This is a genomic window from Sphingomonas sp. Leaf231 (assembly GCF_001421995.1).
Classification (GTDB): Bacteria; Pseudomonadota; Alphaproteobacteria; order Sphingomonadales; family Sphingomonadaceae; genus Sphingomonas.
Genome location: NZ_LMLS01000001.1, coordinates 965585 through 983017, shown reverse-complemented (window position 1 = coordinate 983017; position 17433 = coordinate 965585). Strand labels below are relative to the sequence as shown.

Below are 17433 nucleotides of genomic sequence, written 5' to 3'. Positions count from 1 at the left end.
CGGGGCGTACCGCTGGGACGCCGGAACGCCCCGCGCTGCTTGCGGTGACGGTTCGCGCCCGGTGGGAGCGTTACTGACCGAAGTCGGACGCCTCCGCACGGCGAAGCGCCTCGCGTGCGGCGGCGAGGATCGCGCCCGCTTTCGCTTCGCACTCGCGCTGTTCGTAGGCGGGGTCGCTGTCGGCGACGATGCCCGCGCCCGACTGGACGTGGATCGTGCCGTCCTTGACCACCGCGGTGCGCAGCACGATGCACGAATCCATCGATCCGTCGGGGGAAAAATAGCCGACCCCGCCGGCATAGGCCCCGCGCTTTTCGGGTTCGAGTTCGGCAATGACCTGACACGCGCGAACCTTGGGCGCGCCGCTGACCGTGCCGGCGGGGAAGCCCGCGAACAGCGCATCGATCGCGTCATGTTCCGGGGCGAGCCGCCCGACGACGTTCGAGACGATGTGCATGACGTGGCTGTAGAATTCCACGCCGTAGCTGTCGGTGACCTGCACCGTGCCAGGCGATGCGACGCGGCCGACATCGTTGCGGCCGAGATCGAGCAGCATCAGATGTTCGGCCCGCTCCTTGGGATCGGCGAGCAGGCTGTCGCGATGGGCGGCATCCTCCGCGGCGGTGCGCCCGCGCGGGCGGGTGCCGGCGATCGGGCGAATCGTGACCTCTCCATCACGCGCACGCACGAGGATCTCGGGGCTGGAGCCGGTCAGCGCAAAGCCGGGCAGATCGAGATGGTAGAGGAACGGCGACGGGTTGATGCGGCGCAGCGCGCGGTACAGTTCGAACGCAGGGAGCGGGAAGGGCGCGGTGAAACGCTGCGCCAGCACGACCTGAAAGATGTCGCCCGCGGCGATATATTCCTTCGCGCGTGCGACCATGCCGGCATAGGCACCGGGGGCGAGCACGGGGGCGAGCGCAGGCTCCGCGGACTGGACGCGCGGGCGAGGCGGCAGCGCGGCGGCAGCGAGCCGCGTCTCGACCGCGTCGAGCCGTTCTTCGGCGGCGGACACCTGTGCGTCGGGCATCTGCGCGGCATCGGGCCACACCGGCGCGACGAGGAACAGTTCGTCGGCGAGGCGATCGAACATCAGGATCACGGTCGGACGCACGAACATCAGATCGGGCAGGCCCAGCGCGTCCGTCTCCGGTGCGGGCAGATTTTCGACCAGCCCGATCGTCTCATAGCCGAAATAGCCGACGAGGCAGGCGAGCGCGCGCGGTAGTTCCGGGGGCAGATCCATGCGGATCGACGCCACCAGATCGCGCAATGCCGCCAACGTCGGTGCCGCGCATGGCGTGAAGGCGTCGCGATCGTCCAGCCAGCGCGCATTGAGTTCGGCGCGGTCGCCATGCGCGCGCAGCACGAGATCGGGGGCGAGGCCGATCATCGAGTGACGCCCGCGCACCGCACCACCCTCGACCGATTCGAGCAGGAAGTCGCCGCGCCCCGGCTCGATCAGCTTGAGCGCGGCGGCGACCGGCGTCTCCGTATCGGCGATCCGCCGCCGCCAGACGAGCGCGGGACGCCCGGCACCCAGCGCCGCGACGGCGGGGTCGGCCGCGCGGGGCGCGGCACCGGCGTCACTGACCGGCGTCGCCACCGACGAGATCCTTCTTCAGCTGGGCGATGGCATCGGGGTAGCGCTTCGCACCCTGGGCGGCGGCAACGGCGTTGGCGAATTGCTGCGCATATTCGCCGCCGATCGAGCGGCCGAGATCGGTGCGCGTCGCCTGGATCACCGCCGGCTGCCCGGTGGCGTCGCCCGGCACGACGGTGTCGACGCGCAGCACCAGCCAGCCGCGGCCATCCGGGGCCTGGATCGCGCGGGCGGTGCCCTGCTTCATCCCGAACATCATCGCCAGCACCGGGTTCACCTGTCCCTGATTGGCGGTGATCTGTGCGCGGGTCGCCTCGACACGCTCCACCGGTGCCTTGATCCCGGCCTGCGCGACCGCCGTGGCGAGCGGCGCGCCCGCGTTGACCTTCGCCACGATCGCGTCGGCGGCGGCCCGCGCGGCGCGGCGGGCGCGATCGGCGGTGAGATCGGCGACGACCTGCGCGCGCGCCTGCGCCAGCGGGACCGGTGTGGCGGGGACGATGCGATCGAGCGCCGCGATCGCGAAGCCGCCGTCCTGACCGTATGCGACGGTGGTCGGCGTGTCGCCGTCCTCCGCGGCGAAGCCGGCGGCGACGATCGGCGCCAGTACGGCATCCGGCTGCGTCCCGGGCTGATCGGGGTTCGCGCCGCTCGACAGCACGGCGGGGGTCGCCTGCACGGTCAGCTTCTGGTCGCGCGCGACCTCGTTGATGTTGGCGTTGTCGGCCAGGGCATCCTCGACCGCGTCGCGGATCTTGCCGATCGCGTCGGCGCCCTTCTGCTTCGTCAGCGCGGCGACGATCTCCGCGCGCGCCTCGGCCAGCGTCTTGCCGGGCTGCTGCGTCACCTTCTCGACGCGCGCGACGACGAAGCCGATCGAACCGCGCAACGGGCCGACCAGCGTCCCCTGCGGCGCGGCGAACAGCGTGGCGGCGACCGCGGGCGCGGTTTGCGTCGCGAGCGTCGCCCGATCGGCGGCGGTGACGGTGCGCGCCTCCAGCCCGGCGGCGCGGGCGGCGGCGGCCAGCGCGGTGCCGGCCTTCACCTCGTCGGTCAGCGCCTGCGCGGCCTTTTGATCGAGCACGGTCACCAGCGTGACGTCGCGCAACGGCTTGGCGGCGTATTTGGCCTTGTCGGCATTATACGCCTGCTGGATCTCGGCGTCGCTGGGCGCGGTCTGCGCCGCGACCTGCTGCGGCGTGACCAGCGCGTAGCGGATCACGCGGCGTTCGGGCGTGGTGTAGCGCGCGACGTTGCGCTTGTACCAGTCCTGCACCTGCGCGTCGGTGGGCGCGGGGCCGGCGGGGGCGGCGGGGATCAGTGCGGCCTGTCCGCCGCGTCGCTCCAGCAGCAGCGAGGCGTAGCGCAGCGCGAGCTGTTGCGGCACCTGCGTCGCGCCGACCGTGGGCACGATCAGGAAGCGCGACATCGTCTCGCGCGCGATTTCGCGCTGGACCTGCGCGTCGGTCATCCCGCGTTGCGCAATCAGGCGCAGATATGCCTGCTGGTCGAACTGCCCGGTGGCGCCGGCGAAGGCGGGGATCGCCTTCAGCTCGCTGCCGATCAGGGCGCGGCTGACGCGCATGCCCTGTTCCTCGCCGAAGGTTTCCAGCGCCAGCCCGGTCAGCGATCGGGTAATCAGGCCTTCCACCCCGCCGGCCTGCACGAACCCGGCCATGTCGAGATCGGGTTGCTGCTGGCGTGCGGAACGCAATTCGTCCTGCGCGCGGCGGCGGACGTCGTCGGCGGTCACCTTCTCGCCATCCACGCTGGCCAGTGGATGGCCGAGGATGCCGCCCGCGCTGGAGAAGCCGGTCACGTCCCCGGCGGCGAACGCGATCGCGATCACGATCAGGATGCCGAAGGTGACGATCATGCCGACCTTCGAATGGATGATGCCGCGGAGGGAGCTGAGCATGGAGAAAGGCAGACCGGACAGGAGTGAGGCCCGACGCTTTAGGCACAGGTCCGGTTGGCATCAAGCCGTGCACGCGGCTAACGCTGGTCCCCACATGGATCAAAGGCGGGAGTTTCGGGCGATGCGGCGCAAGCTGGTGGCGGGCAATTGGAAGATGAACGGCGACATTGCGATGCTGGCCGAACTGGACGCGATCGCGGCCGCGGCCGCCGCGCACCCCGGGGTCGACGTGGCGGTGGCGGTGCCCGCGACGCTGATCGCCGCCGCCGCCGCGCGCGTGCCCGGCCTGGCGATCGGCGCGGAGGACATCCACGAGGCGGATGGCGGCGCGTACACCGGCTGCGTTTCCGCCGCGATGGTGCGCGAGGCGGGCGCGCGCTTCACGATCGTCGGCCATTCCGAACGCCGCGAATATCAGAGCGAGACCAGCCAGGACGCCTGGGCCAAGGCGGCGGCGGCGCGGCGCAAGGGGCTGTCGGTGATCCTGTGCTGCGGCGAAACCGGCGCGGAGCGCGACGCGGGGCGTGCGGAGCGCGTGGTGCAGGCCCAGATCGAAAAGTCGCTGCCCGAGGCGGCGAGCGGCGACTGGCTGACGCTGGCCTACGAACCGCGCTGGGCGATCGGAACCGGACGTACCCCGACGCTGGAGGACATCGCCGCCATCCATGCGATCGCGCGGGCCAAGATGCGCCAATTGATCGGCGAGGCGGCGGACGGCGTCCGCATCCTCTATGGCGGGTCGGTGACCGGCGACAATGCGCGTGCGATCATGGGCGTGGCCGATGTGGACGGCGCGTTGGTGGGCGGCGCGAGCCTGACCGCGGCGAAGTTCGTGCCGATCATCGAGGGGGCGGCGTAATGGCGCGTCGTTCGGGCAGGCGGGGTCGGATGGGCCGGTGGCCTGTCGCGGTGCCCGCCGACCGAACGAAGGTGGTCGCGTCAAGTGGCGCGGCGCGGGCTCAGCCGAAGCGGGCCTTCAGCAGCGCCCATGTCGCGCGCAGGCCATAGGCTTCGCCACCCTTCGGCCGGCCCGGACGTGCGGCGGGGCGCCACGCGAAGGTGTCGAGGTGCGCCCATGGGATCGTCGCCGGCACGAAGCGGCGCAGGAACAGCGCGGCGGTGATCGCGCCCGCAAAGCCGCCGTCGGGCGCGTTGACCATGTCGGCGATGTCGGATTTTAGCATGTCGTCATAACCGCTCCACAGCGGCAGCCGCCACAAGGGATCGCGGACCGTGTCGCCGGCGGCGAGCAGGTCGGCGGCCAGCGCCTCGTCCTGCACGAAGGTGGCGGGCAGGTCCGGCCCCAGCGCGACGCGCGCCGCGCCGGTCAGCGTCGCGAAATCGAGCAGCAGGTCGGGCGCGCCTTCGACCGCCTTCGTCAGGGCGTCGCCCAGGATCAGCCGCCCTTCCGCATCGGTGTTGGTGTTTTCCACCGTCAGGCCCTTGCGCGTCGGCAGCACGTCACCGGGGCGGAAGGCATTGCCGGCGATGGCGTTTTCGACCGCGGGGATCAGCAGGTGGAGGCGCACCTTCAGCCGCGCCTGCATCACCAGCCCGGCAAGCGCCAGCGCGTGCGCCGCGCCGCCCATGTCCTTCTTCATCAGCCGCATGCCAGCCGACGGCTTGATATCCAGCCCGCCCGAATCGAAGCACACGCCCTTGCCGACGATCGCCACGCGAGGGTGCGCGATATCGCCCCATTCCAGCTCGATCAGCCGCGGTGCGCGATCCCGCGCCGCAGCCTGTCCGACCGCATGGATCATCGGATAGCCGGTGGCCAGCGCGTCGCCGCGCGTGACGGTGACGGTCGCGCCATGCGCAGCGGCGAGCGCATCGACCTCCGCCTCCAGCTCGGCCGGGCCAAGGTCGCTGGCACCGGTGTCGACCAGATCGCGGACGCGGGCGGTGGCGGCGGCGAGGCGCACGGTTTCGTCGATCGAGGCGACGTCGGTGGTCAGCAGGACGCGCGCGCCCGCCGGCTCCGGCTTGCGATACCGGGTGAAGCGGTGCTGCGCGAGCAGCCAGCCGAGCCCCGCCGCGCCGGTGGCGCCGCCATCCGCCAGCCGGTACGTCCCTTCCGGCAATCCTTCGCCGAGCGAGGCGATCCGCCACGGCGAATCGAGCGCCTCGTCGCAGACCAGCAGCATCGCCCAGTCCTCCGCCGCCTCGCCGGGCAGAATCGCGCGATTGCCGGCGCGCCCGGAGACTTTGTTCGCAGCGACGGCGGTGCGAATACGCGCGGGCTGCCGTGCCAGCCATTCGGCGAAACGATCGGGGTGGACGACATGGATGTCGCGCGCGGGCTGGCCGCGATCGGGCTGGAGCAAAGCGGTAAAGTCGGTCATGGCCGGACCAAAGCAGGACTTGCCCTTACGCGCAACGCGCGGTTCCCTTGGGCGCACCGGCATCCTACATCGCGCGGCATGACGACACATTCGACTCGCATGTTGATCCTGGGTTCCGGGCCCGCCGGTCTGTCCGCCGCCATTTACGGCGCGCGCGCCGGGATGGCGCCGATCGTGGTGCAGGGCATCCAGCCCGGCGGCCAGCTGACCACCACCACCGACGTCGAGAATTATCCCGGCTTCAAGGAAGTGATCCAGGGGCCGTGGCTGATGGAGCAGATGCAGGCGCAGGCCGAGCATGTCGGCACGCGGTTGATGTGGGACACGATCGTCGAGGTCGACCTGACCGCGCGACCGTTCCGCCTGATCGGCGACGGCGGCGACGTGTACGAGGGCGAGGTGCTGGTGATCGCCACCGGCGCGCAGGCCAAGTGGCTGGGGCTGGACAGCGAGGACGCGATGAAGGGCAAGGGCGTCAGCGCCTGCGCGACATGCGACGGCTTCTTCTATCGTGGCAAGAAGGTAGCGGTGATCGGCGGCGGCAACACCGCGGTCGAGGAAGCGCTGTACCTGACCAACCACAGCCATGACGTGACGCTGATCCACCGCCGCGATTCGCTGCGCGCCGAGCGCATCCTGCAGGAGCGGCTGTTCGCGCATCCCGGCGTGAAGGTGTTGTGGAACAAGGAAGTGCGCGAGTTCGTGGACGGCGGCGGCAACGCCGGGCTGGTCGCGCTGTCGCTGGAGGATACGCGGACCGGCGAGGTGTCGCGGATCGACGTCGACGGCGGCTTCGTCGCGATCGGGCATCATCCGGCGACCGAGCTGTTCCGCGGCCATCTCTCGCTGGACGAGGACGGCTATATCGCGGTGGAGACCGGATCGACGCGCACCAGCGTGCCGGGCGTGTTCGCGTGCGGCGACGTAATGGACAAGGTGTACCGGCAGGCGGTGACCGCGGCGGGGACCGGGTGCATGGCGGCGCTGGACGCCGAACGCTTCCTGGCGGCGGCGGAGTTCGAGGCGGTGAAGGAAGCCGCGGAGTAGGTTCGCCTGTCCGGGTGCGATCCGGCACCCGGGGTCGGTGGCCGAGGTGTCGGGGCGGGGTGATCCTGCGTTTGCTCGTGGGGTGCGACGCCGCCGGGCGCAGCGATTGATGGCGCGCGTCGGGAATGGACCGCGGTCGGATCAGGCCGCTGTGGATCGCGTCGATTTGCCCGCGATGATGGTGGGTGCCGCCGCGAGCGTCGTCGATAACTCGCGGGCGGTCGGCGTCGCCCGCTTCGTCGTTGCGAGCGCCGCGATGCCATCCATGGCCACGCGCGCGACGCCCGGAGAATGGCCCGGCGTTCGCGACGACGCCTTGCTTCCCTAGACCAGCGCCTTGCCCGCGACGAACGTCACCAGCGCGCCGAAGGTCTCCAGCATCTCGCCATCGACCTCGTCGTCTTCGATGACGATGCCGAGCCGATCCTCCAGCTCGGTGAAGACGCCCGCGACCGCCATCGAGTCGAACTCGGGCAGAGCGCCGAACAGCGGGGTGTCGGCGCGGAAGTCGGCGGCCCGTTCGGGCGACAGGCCGAGCGCGTCCACCAGCACCGCGCGGACGGTCGTTTCGATCTCGCTCGTGCCTTCGGGTATCACGCTTCGTTCCCATCTGCTGCGGCTGCGAAGCCGACGCCCGGCGCCGCGTTAGGCGCAAGGGGTGGATTCCGCAACGCCTGACCCTAGAAGGCGAAACATGGTGCCCATCGATGCCACGCCGCGCCCGATCGACCACGTCCTGCGCGGCGGGCCCGATGCGCCCGCGCTGCTCGATCGCGAGGGGATGGTCGATCATGCCACGGCGGAGGCGGCGGTGGCGCGGCTGGCGGGATGGCTGGCGGCGTTGCGGCTGGACCCGGGCGCGCGGGTGGCGACGTGGCTGCCCAAGACGCGCATCGCATGCTGGATGCCGCTGGCGGCGGCGCGGGCCGGGCTGGTCCATGTGCCGGTCAATCCGGTGCTGCGGCGCGGGCAAGTCGCACATATCCTTGCCGACAGCGGGGCGGCGGTGCTGGTGACGCAGGAATCGCGCGCCGCGACGCTGGAGCCCGGCGACGTGCCGCCGGACTGCGCGGTGGTGACGACGCCGGGCAGCGGCGACGCATTGCCGCGATCGGGGGCGGACCCGGATACGCTGGCGGCGCTTCTCTATACCTCGGGATCGACCGGGCGACCGAAGGGCGTGATGCTGAGCCACGCCAATCTGTGGCTGGGCGCAATCGGCGTGGCCGGATATCTGGGCATTCTGCCCGACGACCGGGTGCTGGCGGTGCTGCCGCTGGGGTTCGATTACGGGCAGAACCAGTTGTTTTCGACCTGGGCGGCGGGGGCGTGCGTCACGCCGCTCGATTACCTGACGCCGCGCGACGTGGTGAAGGCGGCGGGGCGTTTCGCGGCGACCACGCTGGCCGGGGTGCCGCCGTTGTGGACGCAATTGCTGGAGGCGGAATGGCCCGAGGAGGTGGCGGGCGGGCTGCGGCGGCTGACCAATTCGGGCGGCGCGCTGACCCCGGCGATGGTGCGCGCGTTGCGGACGCGGTTCCCGGCGGCGCGGCTGTTTGCGATGTACGGGCTGACCGAGGCATTCCGATCGACGTATCTCGACCCCGCGCTGGTCGATGCGTATCCCGACTCGATCGGGCGGGCGGTGCCGTTCGCGGAGGTGATGGTGGTGCGGGGCGACGGCGCACTGGCGGTGCCGGGCGAGGCGGGAGAGTTGGTGCATGCCGGGCCGCTGGTCGCGAAGGGATATTGGCGTGATCCGGCGCGCAGCGCGCTGCGGTTCCGCCCCGCGCCGGCGGGATCGCTTTATGGCGGCATGGCGGTGTGGTCCGGCGACACGGTCGTCGCCGATGACGCGGGGCTGCTGCGCTTCGTCGGGCGGGACGACGAGATGATCAAGACCGCCGGGCACCGCGTCAGCCCGCAGGAGGTGGAGGAAGCCGCCACCGCGGGCGGCGAGGCGGCGGAGGCAGTGGCGCTGGGCATCGCGGACGCGCGGCTGGGGCAGGCGATCGTGCTGGTCGCGCGCGGCGATGCCGCTGCCGAACCGGCGCTGCGTGCACGGCTGAAACGCGAATTGCCCGCCTATATGCAGCCGGTGCGGATCGACTGGCGTGACGATTTGCCCCGCAACGCCAATGGCAAGCTGGACCGCGCGGCGATCGCGGCGGCGGCGAGGAGCGAGCGCCCATGAAGCCGATGGGGCCGATCCCGCCCGCCTTCGCTGCGCAGACCGGGGCGTTGACGATCGGCGGGCGGGATGCGGCGGCGCTGGTCGCGGCGCATGGCGCGCCGCTGTTCGTGTACGACGCGGCGCTGGTCGCGGCGCAGGTGGCGCGGTTCCGTGCGGCGATGCCGGCGGGAGTCGACCTGCATTATGCGATCAAGGCCAATCCGTTGCCGGTGCTGCTGGCGCGGGTCGCGCCGCTGGTCGACGGGCTGGACGTCGCATCGGCGGGCGAACTGGCGCGCGCCCTGACGGTCGGGGCGGGGGCGGCGATCAGCTTCGCCGGGCCGGGCAAGCGTGATGACGAACTGGAAGCGGCGATCCGCGCCGGGGCGACGATCAACCTCGAATCGGCCGGGGAAGCGCGGCGTGCGCTGGCGGCGGGCGAGCGGCTGGGCGTGCGGCCGCGCGTGGCGGTGCGGGTGAACCCCGATCTGGAACTGCGCGGATCGGGGATGAAGATGGGCGGCCGCGCCTCCCCGTTCGGCGTCGATGCGGAGCAGGCCGCCGCGCTGGTGCGCGCGGTGATCGCGGGCGGGGCGGACTGGCGCGGGTTCCACATCTTCGCCGGGTCGCAGGCGCTGGACGCGGGTGCGCTGATCGAGACGCAGGGTGCGACGCTGGCGCTCGCCGCGCGGCTGGCGGAGGAGGCGGGCGCCGTCCCGCCACTGGTCAATCTGGGCGGCGGTTTCGGGGTGCCGTATTTCGCGGGCGACGTAGCGCTGGACGTCGAGGCGGTCGGTGCGGCGCTGGGCGAGGCGCTGGCGACGCGCGCCGCGGTGTTGCGCGACAGCCGCTTCGCGATCGAACTGGGGCGCTGGCTGGTCGCGGAGGCGGGCGTGTACCTGACCCGCATCGTCGACGTGAAGGAGAGCCGCGGCGAGAGGTTCGTGGTGGTCGACGGCGGGTTGCATCATCAGCTGGCGGCGAGCGGCAATTTCGGGACGGTGGTGCGGCGCAACTATCCGCTGGCGGTGGCGGGTCGGATGGGCGCGGCGGCGGGCGACGGCGCGGTGTCGGTGGTGGGTTGCCTGTGCACCCCGCTCGACCGGTTGGGCGACCGCATCGCGCTGCCCCCGGCAAGCGAGGGGGAGGTGATCGCGATCTTTCTGGCCGGGGCGTACGGGGCGACCGCCAGCCCGGCGGCGTTCCTGGGGCATCCGCCGGCGGGCGAGATCGTGGTGTGACGCGGAGCGGTGCTCAGGCCGCGAGGTCGGTGTCGCCCGCGACATAGGCGATCGCGTTGCCGCCGCTTGGCGCGTATTCCTGTTCGACACGATCGCGCCCGCCGCGCTTGGCACGGTAGAGCGCCTGATCGGCGGCGGCGAGCAATTCGTCGAGCTTGCGGTCGTTCATCGGCCCGGCGGCGGTGCCGATGCTGACGGTCATGCGGGGCGCGCCAGGCGTGTGGCGAAGCTCACGCGTGCGGGCGGCGATTTCCGCAGCGATCGCCAGCGCGTCGGCGCGCCGGGTGCCGGGCAGCAGCACCGCGAACTCCTCACCGCCGATCCGCGCCACCACCGCATGCGGGCTGCGTACCGTCACGTCCAGCAATGCGCCCGCGAACAGCACCAGCGCGCGGTCACCGGCGGCATGGCCCCAATGATCGTTGATCTGCTTGAAATGATCGAGATCGAGCATCAGCAGCGTCGCGCCGCGGGGATGCGTCGCCAGCCGCGCCGCGCCGTCGATGAAGGCCCGGCGGTTGAGCAGCCCGGTCAGCGCGTCGGTGGCCGCCGCCTCGCGCTGGCGCTGCGCCTCGTTGCCGAGTTCGAGCGTGGTCAGCGCCACCACCAGCGTGAGGTAGATCGCGGTGTAGAGCAGCAGCCACAACGCCGGAAGCGAGGAGGGGCTGGACAGCGGGGTCACGACGTCATCGCGCAGCGCCGAATAGACCGTCATCGCCACCGACGCGGCGGACAGCGACAGGAGCAGCGCGGCGGTCAACCGCCGGCTGGGCGACGTCGCACCGGCGCGGCGCAGCAACTCCGCCGACATCGCCACGCAATAAGCGGTGAAGGCAAGCGTGGCGACGGCGTTGCGCACCGCCTCGGCATGGAAGAACGCCGGGATCAGACACGCCGCGCTCCACAGCAGCGACCCCGCCCAGACGACGCGCGTCGGATGCGTGCGACCGTGGACGCGGCGCACCCCGGCCCATAGGAACGCGAACACCTGAATGAAACACACCTGCGCCGCCCAGACCGCGATCCAGTCCGGCGCGACACCGCGCAGCATGAAGCCGAGCGATCCCGCCATTCCAGTGGTGATCGACGCGGCGATCCACAGGTGCATGCGCTGTTCGCGGCGGCCCAGCCACAGCGTCCAGAAATACAATGCCAGGACGAACTCGATCGCAATGCTGGCGACGAACAGCGTGGCCACGTCGAGCGTCACCGCAACCCCCCAAATATTACGGGCCCCCCGGCGCGCGACAGGATCATACGCGTGGGCCGGCGACTGCACAAGTATCGGTCGTTACCCGAAAATTCCTTTTTCGTTCGTGTGGTGCGCGGTCAGCGGAACAGCAGCGCCACCGCGCCGAGCAACGTCACGCCGCCGATCGGCGCGACGATCAGCAACACGATATTGACACCGATGATCGCCGCCAGCGTCTTTTCCTGACGCGCGGTCAGGCGCGGCCTGGGGCGGCGCGGCTGCCACGGCGGCGGCGGGGGCTGGTCGCGGAAGTCGACGAACATGCGATGTCCCTGACGGGCACGCCGCCCGCAAAGGCATCAATCGCCCGGACGCGGGATCGATCCGCGGCGGCACGGCGGATTGCCATGCCGGCTGGTGGGCGGCCGCATCGACCTTCTTCACCAAGTGACTGATCGGGTGTTCGAAAAGCTGCTATGCTGCCGGGCGCGCGCCGATACCGATCCGGGGCAGCACGCACCCGGTTGCCGTCGCGCCAGGGAGAATGGACCATGCGACAGCTTCTGATCGGAATGGCGATGACGATCTCCGCCATGGTCGCGACGCCGGTGCGCGCCGCGATCTTCACCTATATCGTCACCGGCAACGTCATCGGGGACGCCAGCGACGGCGGGGCGGCGTTCGGCGAGGATGTGGTCGGGCGCGGCTTCACCGCGCGGTTCGAGGTCGACGATGCGATGCCGCTGGCGCTGTATGTGGCGGACACCGGCGGATCGTCGGCGCGCGGGGGCGGATCGATCCAGGACGGAACGCGACCGCCGGTCGCCGCCATGCTGACCATCAACGGCGTGGAACGTGCGGTCCGGACGGGCGACGAGGACATGCCACCGATGTGCATCCCCGGGTTCGGCTGCTTCGGCGCATCGTCGGGCATCGACGACAGCGGCGAGATCGTGAAGAACGCGGTGGCGCGCACCCTTTCGCTGTCGGCGGGGTACGACAGCTATGCGGGATGCTGCGCCGATTACGGCAGTTGGTACAGTATCGCGACCGACGATTTGCGGTTCTCGTTGTTCGACGCGTCGTTCACGTCCCCCGATTATCGTCAGGACGGCACGTTCGCGGTGAGCGGCACGGGCGCGTTCGCCACCGTCTTCAGCGCCGGCGATCGGTCCGGCGGGGTGGATTACAGCACGCGGCTGACGCTTGCCCCGACGCTGTTGCAGGTCACCGGCGGCGCGGTGCCGGAGCCGGGGACATGGGCGATGATGCTGCTGGGCTTCGCGCTGATCGGCGGGGGCCTGCGTCACGGGCGGGCCGCCGCGCCGGCCGCTCGCGCAGCACGGCAGCTGGGTCAGGCCGCCTGAGGGATCGGGTCGCGGCGGCGATGGCGGATATGGTCGTCGATCGCCGCGACGATCGGATCGACCAGCTCCGGCGGCAGGGTGTGACCCATGCCGTCGATCTCCAGCAGCCGCGCGCCGGGGATTGTGCGCGCCGTGGCGCGACCGCCGGCGACGGGCACCAACGGATCGTCGCTGCCATGGATCACCAGCGTCGGCGCCGTGATGCGGCGCAGGCGATCGGTGCGGTCGCCATCGGCGATGATCGCCGCCATCTGGCGCAGAAAGCCGGTGGGGCAGCGGTTGCGTAGCGTCTCCGCGCGGATCCGGTCGGCCATCACCGCATCCTCCATCGGAAAGCGCCCGCCGACCGCGCGTCCGGCCAGCGTGCCATGTGCGACGATCGCCTCGATATCGTCGCTACGCGGGTGACGCAGCAGCAGCGCGGTGGTGCGCATCGACGGACGCGAGCAGGCCGGCGCGCCGGTGGTGGACATGATCGAGGTGAGCGTGCGGACGCGTTCGGGCCAGCGCGCCGCGATCAATTGCGCGATCATCCCGCCCATCGAGGCGCCAACGACATGCGCGCGGTCGATGCCCAGCGCGTCCAGCAGGCCGATCGCATCCTGCGCCATGTCGGTCAGCGTGTAGGGAACCGTGGGTGCGCGGCCGAACTGCATCTGCATCGCGGTCCACACGATATGGGGTGCGCCGAGATGATCGAACTTGGTGGACAGGCCCACGTCGCGATTGTCGAAGCGGATCACGCGATAGCCGTGCGCGGCCAGCGCATCGACCATCGCCTGCGGCCAGCGGACCAGTTGCGCGCCCAGACCCATCACCATCAGGATCGCCGGGCCGTCACGAGGCCCTTCGTCTTCGTAATCGATCTCGATCCCGTTCGCCCGTATCAATGCCATCGTCTGCTCCGTCGCGCCACCTCGAACGCTTTTCCGCCGAATCCGAAGCTTCTTGTAGGCGTCGTAACATTAATGCAACATTTCGGGTTCTGGTTCCGCTCCCTCCCGTCCCGTGTTAGCGCAGGTGTCCCATGGCCGAACGCCTTCATCTCGATCAATTCCTGCCCTATCTCCTGTCGGTCACGTCGAACCGCGTCAGCGGGAGGATCGCGGGGTCGTATGAGACGCTGTTCGGCCTGACGATCCCGGAATGGCGGCTGGTGACATTGATAGCCGAGCATGCGCCGGTCACGCAGGCGCAATTGTGCGACCGCAGCCGGATGGACAAGGTCACGGTCAGCCGCGCGGCGATCTCCCTGACACAACGCGGGCTGTTGAGCCGCACGCCCAACGCCACCGATCGCCGTTCGCACCATCTGCGCTTGAGCGGCGACGGTGAAGCGCTGTACGCGCAGGTCGCGCCGCAGGCCGCCGCGCTGGAGCGTCGGATATTCGGGCGGTTCGGCGCGCGCGAACTGGCGCAATTCACGGACATGCTGCGGCGGATCGACGCCGCGGTCGAGGAGGAAGACTGAATGGCGCAGCAGCCGTTGATTGCGGGCGTGGAACTGGGCGGTACGAAGTGCATCGCGGTGCTCTCCAGCGGGCCGGATGCGATCCTGGAAGAGGTGCGCGTGCCGACCACCCGGCCGGAGGAGACGCTGCCCGCACTGGAAGCGGCCATGGACAAGTGGCGGGGCGTGGCCGCAATCGGTATCGCCAGCTTCGGGCCGGTTTCGATCGATCCGCAATCGGCGGACTATGGCAAGATCACCTCCACCCCCAAGCCGCATTGGGCAGGCACCGACATCGCCCGGCGGCTGGCGGCACGCTACGACGTGCCGGTCGGTTTCCACAGCGACGTGGTGGGCGCCGCGATGGCGGAGGCGCGTTGGGGCGCGGGGCAGGGGCTGGGCGACCTGGCCTATGTCACGGTCGGCACCGGCGTGGGCGCGGGAATGATCGCGCACGGCCGCCCGGTCGACGGGCTGACCCACAGCGAATTCGGCCACATCCGCCCGCCGCGTCTGCCCGGCGACGACTGGGCCGGGGTGTGCCCGTATCACGGCGCGTGCGTCGAGGGGCTGGCGGCGGGGCCGGCAATCGCGGCGCGTACCGGCATCAAGGGCGAGGACCTGCCGCACGACCACGCGGCGTGGGAAACGGTGGTCGGCGCGCTGTCGTCGCTGTTCGCGACGCTGACGCTGACCGGCGTGCCGCGGCGGATCGTGCTGGGCGGCGGCGTGATGGTCGGCAATCCGTGGCTGCTGCCGCGGCTGCGCGCGGCAACGGCGGCCAACCTGAACGGCTATGTCGCCTTGCCGGCGGTGGCGGACATGGACACGTTCATCGTCTCCGCCGCGCTGGGCGGCAATGCCGGACCGCTGGGTGCGGTGGTGCTGGGCGCGCAGGCGCTGGAGGATCGCACCGGCGTGGCGGTGCTGGGGTAGGGGAACGTCACGCACCGTTCCGCGGGGCAGCCGGGCTGGCTTGCGGAACGGTGCGGCGTTTGCGAGTCCGGCCGGCCATTTCGCGTGACGTTACTTACCCCCCCCGGCCGAGCGCCGGGGCGGCGGGTAACGATACCGGGACGGGAACGAAGCTTTCGCGATCCGGAAAGGCTGATAGCGAGCGCGCCCGGGTGTGGGAACGCCCCCCATCCGCGCTTCACCCCAGCGCATGGGCCTCCGCCGCGGCGACCTGTGCGGCGGTGGGTCGGATGCCGGTGTAGAGCACGAACTGCTCCAGCCCCTGTAGCGTGGCGATCGCCGCGCCGGTCACGATCTGCTTGCCCGCATCGCGCGCGGCGCGCAGCAGCGGTGTCTCGACCGGTCGCGCCACGACATCCATGACCAATCGTGCCGCGCCGATCTGTTCGCGGGTGAAGGCCAGTGCATCCTGATCCGCGCCGGTCATGCCCAGCGGCGTGACGTTGACCAGCAGCGCCGCCTCGCCATCCGCCTCCGCCTGCCAGCGGCACCCGAGCTTTTCGGCCAGCGTGCGCCCGGCGCCCTCGTTGCGGGCCGCGATCGTGCCCTGCGCGAAGCCGGCATCGACCAGCGCGGTCGCCACCGCCTTCGCCATGCCGCCGCTGCCGCGCAACAGGAACGGCACGCGCGGCAACGGCTCGATCAGGTCGCGCACCGCACTGTAATCGGTGTTGTAGCCCAACAGCACACCATCGTCGTTGACGATCGTGTTCACGCTGTCGATCGCCGCCGCCGAATCGCGCAGCCCGTCGAGCATCGGGATCACCGCCTCCTTGAACGGCATCGACACCGCGCAGCCGCGGATGCCCAGCGCGCGGATGCCGGTGACCGCGCCGGCCAGGTCGGTGGTGGTGAACGCCTTGTAGACGTAATCCAGCCCCAGCGCATCGTAGAGATGGTTCTGGAAGCGCGATCCGAACGTGCCGGGGCGCGCGGCCAGCGACATGCACAGGCGGGTGGCGGGGCCGATCGGTGGCTTCATGGTGGCGGATCCTTTCACAGCGGCAGCGCGGGTTGCACCGCGTCGGCATCGTGCAGGATCGCCGACAATGTCAGGCCGAGCAAGCGGATGCCGCCCGGCACCGGCATCAGCGGCGACAGCAGCACCCGGCCGATGTCGAGCATCTCCGCGCGCGTACCGACGACGCCCGCGACCGAACGGGCGCGGGTGATCGTCTGGAAATCGGCGTGGCGCAATTTCAGCGTCACGGTGCGGCCGCGCACGTCCGCCCGCTCGATCCGGGTCCATGCCGCGTCGGCGACGGTCTCCAGCGCGGCGTCGATCGCGGCGGCCTCGGTCAGGTTGGTTTCGAACGTCCGCTCCGCGCCGACCGACTTGGCGCGGCGTTCGGCACGCACCGGGCGCTCGTCCACGCCGCGCGCCGCGCCGTGCAGATAGTCGGCATGGCTGCCGAAATGCGCGCGCAGGAACTCCAGCGGACGATCGCGCAGGTCGGCGCCGGTGTGGATGCCCAGCCGCGCCATCTTCTCCGCGGTGACCGGGCCGATGCCGTGGAAGCGCTTGACCGGCAGCGCCGCGACGAATGCCGCGCCTTTCGCAGGCGGGATCACGCACATCCCGTCGGGCTTGTTCTGGTCAGACGCCAGCTTGGCGATGAACTTGTTGTAGCTGACCCCGGCGCTGGCGGTCAGCCCGGTGTCGGCGTGGATCCGCGCGCGGATCTCCGCGGCGATCGCGCTGGCCGAGCCGAGTGCGCGGCGATCCTGGCTGACGTCGAGATACGCCTCGTCGAGCGAGAGCGGCTCGATAGCGTCGGCATAGTCGGCGAAGATCGCATGGATCTGCCGGCTGACCGCGCGATAGACATCGAAGCGCGGCGGGACGAAGACGAGGTCGGGGCAGCGCCGCGCCGCCACCACCGAGGGCATGGCGGAGCGCACGCCGTAGGTGCGCGCCTCGTAACTGGCGGCCGCCACCACGCCGCGCGCGCGATGGCCACCGACCGCGACCGGCCGACCGCGCAGTTCGGGCGCGTCGCGCTGTTCGACCGACGCGTAGAAGGCGTCCATGTCTACATGGATGATCTTGCGAGGTTCTGGCACGGCATCACGCTGACGATGCGGCGGATTAGCCGAGATGATCCGCCATCGCCAGCGAAAA

General features: G+C 70.9%; 16 protein-coding genes. 7 read left to right on the top strand and 9 right to left on the bottom strand.

Annotated elements, in window-relative coordinates; genetic code table 11:
• Positions 1-70: 70 nt before the first annotated feature.
• Both ASE95_RS04595 and ASE95_RS04590 read right to left on the bottom strand, forming a co-directional pair.
• The gene (locus tag ASE95_RS04595; RefSeq protein ID WP_056632015.1) at positions 71-1606 is read right to left on the bottom strand and encodes an anthranilate synthase component I family protein; all 1536 of its coding nucleotides are present in this window, start codon (positions 1604-1606) and stop codon (positions 71-73) included.
• On the bottom strand, positions 1587-3521 hold the full coding sequence (locus tag ASE95_RS04590; protein WP_056632012.1) for a peptidylprolyl isomerase: 1935 nt from the start codon (positions 3519-3521) through the stop codon (positions 1587-1589). The genes ASE95_RS04595 and ASE95_RS04590 overlap by 20 nt, the downstream gene beginning before the upstream one ends.
• Before the next feature lie 121 nt (positions 3522-3642).
• Between ASE95_RS04590 and tpiA the strand changes: the two genes are divergently transcribed.
• Positions 3643-4380, top strand: a complete 738-nt coding sequence (gene tpiA, locus ASE95_RS04585) for a triose-phosphate isomerase (RefSeq protein ID WP_082449543.1) — start codon at positions 3643-3645, stop codon at positions 4378-4380.
• Positions 4381-4480: 100 nt separating this feature from the next.
• Here the strand turns inward: tpiA and ASE95_RS04580 are convergent, their stop codons facing one another.
• Entirely contained in the window at positions 4481-5866 is a 1386-nt protein-coding gene (locus tag ASE95_RS04580) for a leucyl aminopeptidase family protein (protein WP_056632010.1), read from the bottom strand.
• Between the two features lie 78 nt (positions 5867-5944).
• Here ASE95_RS04580 and trxB point away from each other — a divergent pair, with 78 nt between their 5' ends.
• Positions 5945-6913, top strand: coding sequence for a thioredoxin-disulfide reductase (gene trxB, locus ASE95_RS04575; protein ID WP_056632008.1), 969 nt, complete (start codon positions 5945-5947; stop codon positions 6911-6913).
• Between the two features lie 324 nt (positions 6914-7237).
• On the opposite strand, the gene ASE95_RS04565 is transcribed toward trxB, so the two are convergent.
• Positions 7238-7510: an acyl carrier protein gene (locus ASE95_RS04565; RefSeq protein WP_056632003.1), complete on the bottom strand. Its 273-nt coding sequence runs from the start codon at positions 7508-7510 to the stop codon at positions 7238-7240.
• 97 nt (positions 7511-7607) lie between these two features.
• On the opposite strand from ASE95_RS04565, the gene ASE95_RS04560 reads away from it, so the two are divergent.
• Together ASE95_RS04560 and ASE95_RS04555 are read left to right on the top strand one after the other, a co-directional pair.
• Positions 7608-9107 carry an AMP-binding protein gene (locus ASE95_RS04560; protein ID WP_056632001.1) on the top strand — a complete coding sequence of 500 codons (1500 nt, stop codon included), beginning with the start codon at positions 7608-7610 and terminating at the stop codon, positions 9105-9107.
• Complete coding sequence (locus ASE95_RS04555; protein ID WP_056631998.1) at positions 9104-10327, top strand: pyridoxal-dependent decarboxylase, exosortase A system-associated; 1224 nt, start codon at positions 9104-9106, stop codon at positions 10325-10327. Before ASE95_RS04560 ends, ASE95_RS04555 begins: the two co-directional genes overlap by 4 nt.
• A gap of 13 nt (positions 10328-10340) precedes the next feature.
• On the opposite strand, the gene ASE95_RS04550 is transcribed toward ASE95_RS04555, so the two are convergent.
• Together ASE95_RS04550 and ASE95_RS04545 are read right to left on the bottom strand one after the other, a co-directional pair.
• Positions 10341-11537 (bottom strand): GGDEF domain-containing protein, encoded by a 1197-nt coding sequence (locus ASE95_RS04550; RefSeq protein WP_056631995.1) that lies wholly within the window; start codon positions 11535-11537, stop codon positions 10341-10343.
• A 119-nt stretch (positions 11538-11656) separates the two neighbouring features.
• Entirely contained in the window at positions 11657-11842 is a 186-nt protein-coding gene (locus ASE95_RS04545) for a hypothetical protein (RefSeq protein WP_056631992.1), read from the bottom strand.
• A gap of 228 nt (positions 11843-12070) precedes the next feature.
• Between ASE95_RS04545 and ASE95_RS18180 the strand changes: the two genes are divergently transcribed.
• Positions 12071-12886: a PEPxxWA-CTERM sorting domain-containing protein gene (locus ASE95_RS18180; RefSeq protein ID WP_056631989.1), complete on the top strand. Its 816-nt coding sequence runs from the start codon at positions 12071-12073 to the stop codon at positions 12884-12886.
• On the opposite strand, the gene ASE95_RS04535 is transcribed toward ASE95_RS18180, so the two are convergent.
• Positions 12874-13782, bottom strand: coding sequence for an alpha/beta fold hydrolase (locus ASE95_RS04535; RefSeq protein ID WP_056631986.1), 909 nt, complete (start codon positions 13780-13782; stop codon positions 12874-12876). The genes ASE95_RS18180 and ASE95_RS04535 overlap by 13 nt on opposite strands.
• Positions 13783-13913: 131 nt before the next feature.
• On the opposite strand from ASE95_RS04535, the gene ASE95_RS04530 reads away from it, so the two are divergent.
• Both ASE95_RS04530 and ASE95_RS04525 read left to right on the top strand, forming a co-directional pair.
• Positions 13914-14357: a MarR family winged helix-turn-helix transcriptional regulator gene (locus ASE95_RS04530; protein ID WP_056631983.1), complete on the top strand. Its 444-nt coding sequence runs from the start codon at positions 13914-13916 to the stop codon at positions 14355-14357.
• Complete coding sequence (locus ASE95_RS04525) at positions 14358-15272, top strand: ROK family protein (RefSeq protein ID WP_056631980.1); 915 nt, start codon at positions 14358-14360, stop codon at positions 15270-15272.
• 217 nt (positions 15273-15489) lie between these two features.
• On the opposite strand, the gene ASE95_RS04520 is transcribed toward ASE95_RS04525, so the two are convergent.
• A complete protein-coding gene (locus ASE95_RS04520; RefSeq protein WP_056631977.1) occupies positions 15490-16293 on the bottom strand; it encodes a shikimate 5-dehydrogenase in 804 nt (267 codons plus the stop codon).
• Between the two features lie 14 nt (positions 16294-16307).
• On the bottom strand, positions 16308-17411 hold the full coding sequence (gene dinB, locus ASE95_RS04515; RefSeq protein WP_443025431.1) for a DNA polymerase IV: 1104 nt from the start codon (positions 17409-17411) through the stop codon (positions 16308-16310).
• Positions 17412-17433: the final 22 nt, after the last annotated feature.

Excerpts from the sequence above, each read along its gene's own strand:
- ASE95_RS18180 (WP_056631989.1), top strand. The coding sequence starts at position 12,071 with ATGCGACAGCTTCTGATCGGAATGGCGATGACGATCTCCGCCATGGTC.
- ASE95_RS04560 (WP_056632001.1), top strand. The coding sequence starts at position 7,608 with ATGGTGCCCATCGATGCCACGCCGCGCCCGATCGACCACGTCCTGCGC.
- ASE95_RS04525 (WP_056631980.1), top strand. The coding sequence starts at position 14,358 with ATGGCGCAGCAGCCGTTGATTGCGGGCGTGGAACTGGGCGGTACGAAG.
- ASE95_RS04555 (WP_056631998.1), top strand. The coding sequence starts at position 9,104 with ATGAAGCCGATGGGGCCGATCCCGCCCGCCTTCGCTGCGCAGACCGGG.
- ASE95_RS04520 (WP_056631977.1), bottom strand. The coding sequence starts at position 16,293 with ATGAAGCCACCGATCGGCCCCGCCACCCGCCTGTGCATGTCGCTGGCC.
- ASE95_RS04590 (WP_056632012.1), bottom strand. The coding sequence starts at position 3,521 with ATGCTCAGCTCCCTCCGCGGCATCATCCATTCGAAGGTCGGCATGATC.
- trxB (WP_056632008.1), top strand. The coding sequence starts at position 5,945 with ATGACGACACATTCGACTCGCATGTTGATCCTGGGTTCCGGGCCCGCC.
- tpiA (WP_082449543.1), top strand. The coding sequence starts at position 3,643 with ATGCGGCGCAAGCTGGTGGCGGGCAATTGGAAGATGAACGGCGACATT.
- ASE95_RS04545 (WP_056631992.1), bottom strand. The coding sequence starts at position 11,842 with ATGTTCGTCGACTTCCGCGACCAGCCCCCGCCGCCGCCGTGGCAGCCG.
- ASE95_RS04530 (WP_056631983.1), top strand. The coding sequence starts at position 13,914 with ATGGCCGAACGCCTTCATCTCGATCAATTCCTGCCCTATCTCCTGTCG.
- ASE95_RS04535 (WP_056631986.1), bottom strand. The coding sequence starts at position 13,782 with ATGGCATTGATACGGGCGAACGGGATCGAGATCGATTACGAAGACGAA.
- ASE95_RS04580 (WP_056632010.1), bottom strand. The coding sequence starts at position 5,866 with ATGACCGACTTTACCGCTTTGCTCCAGCCCGATCGCGGCCAGCCCGCG.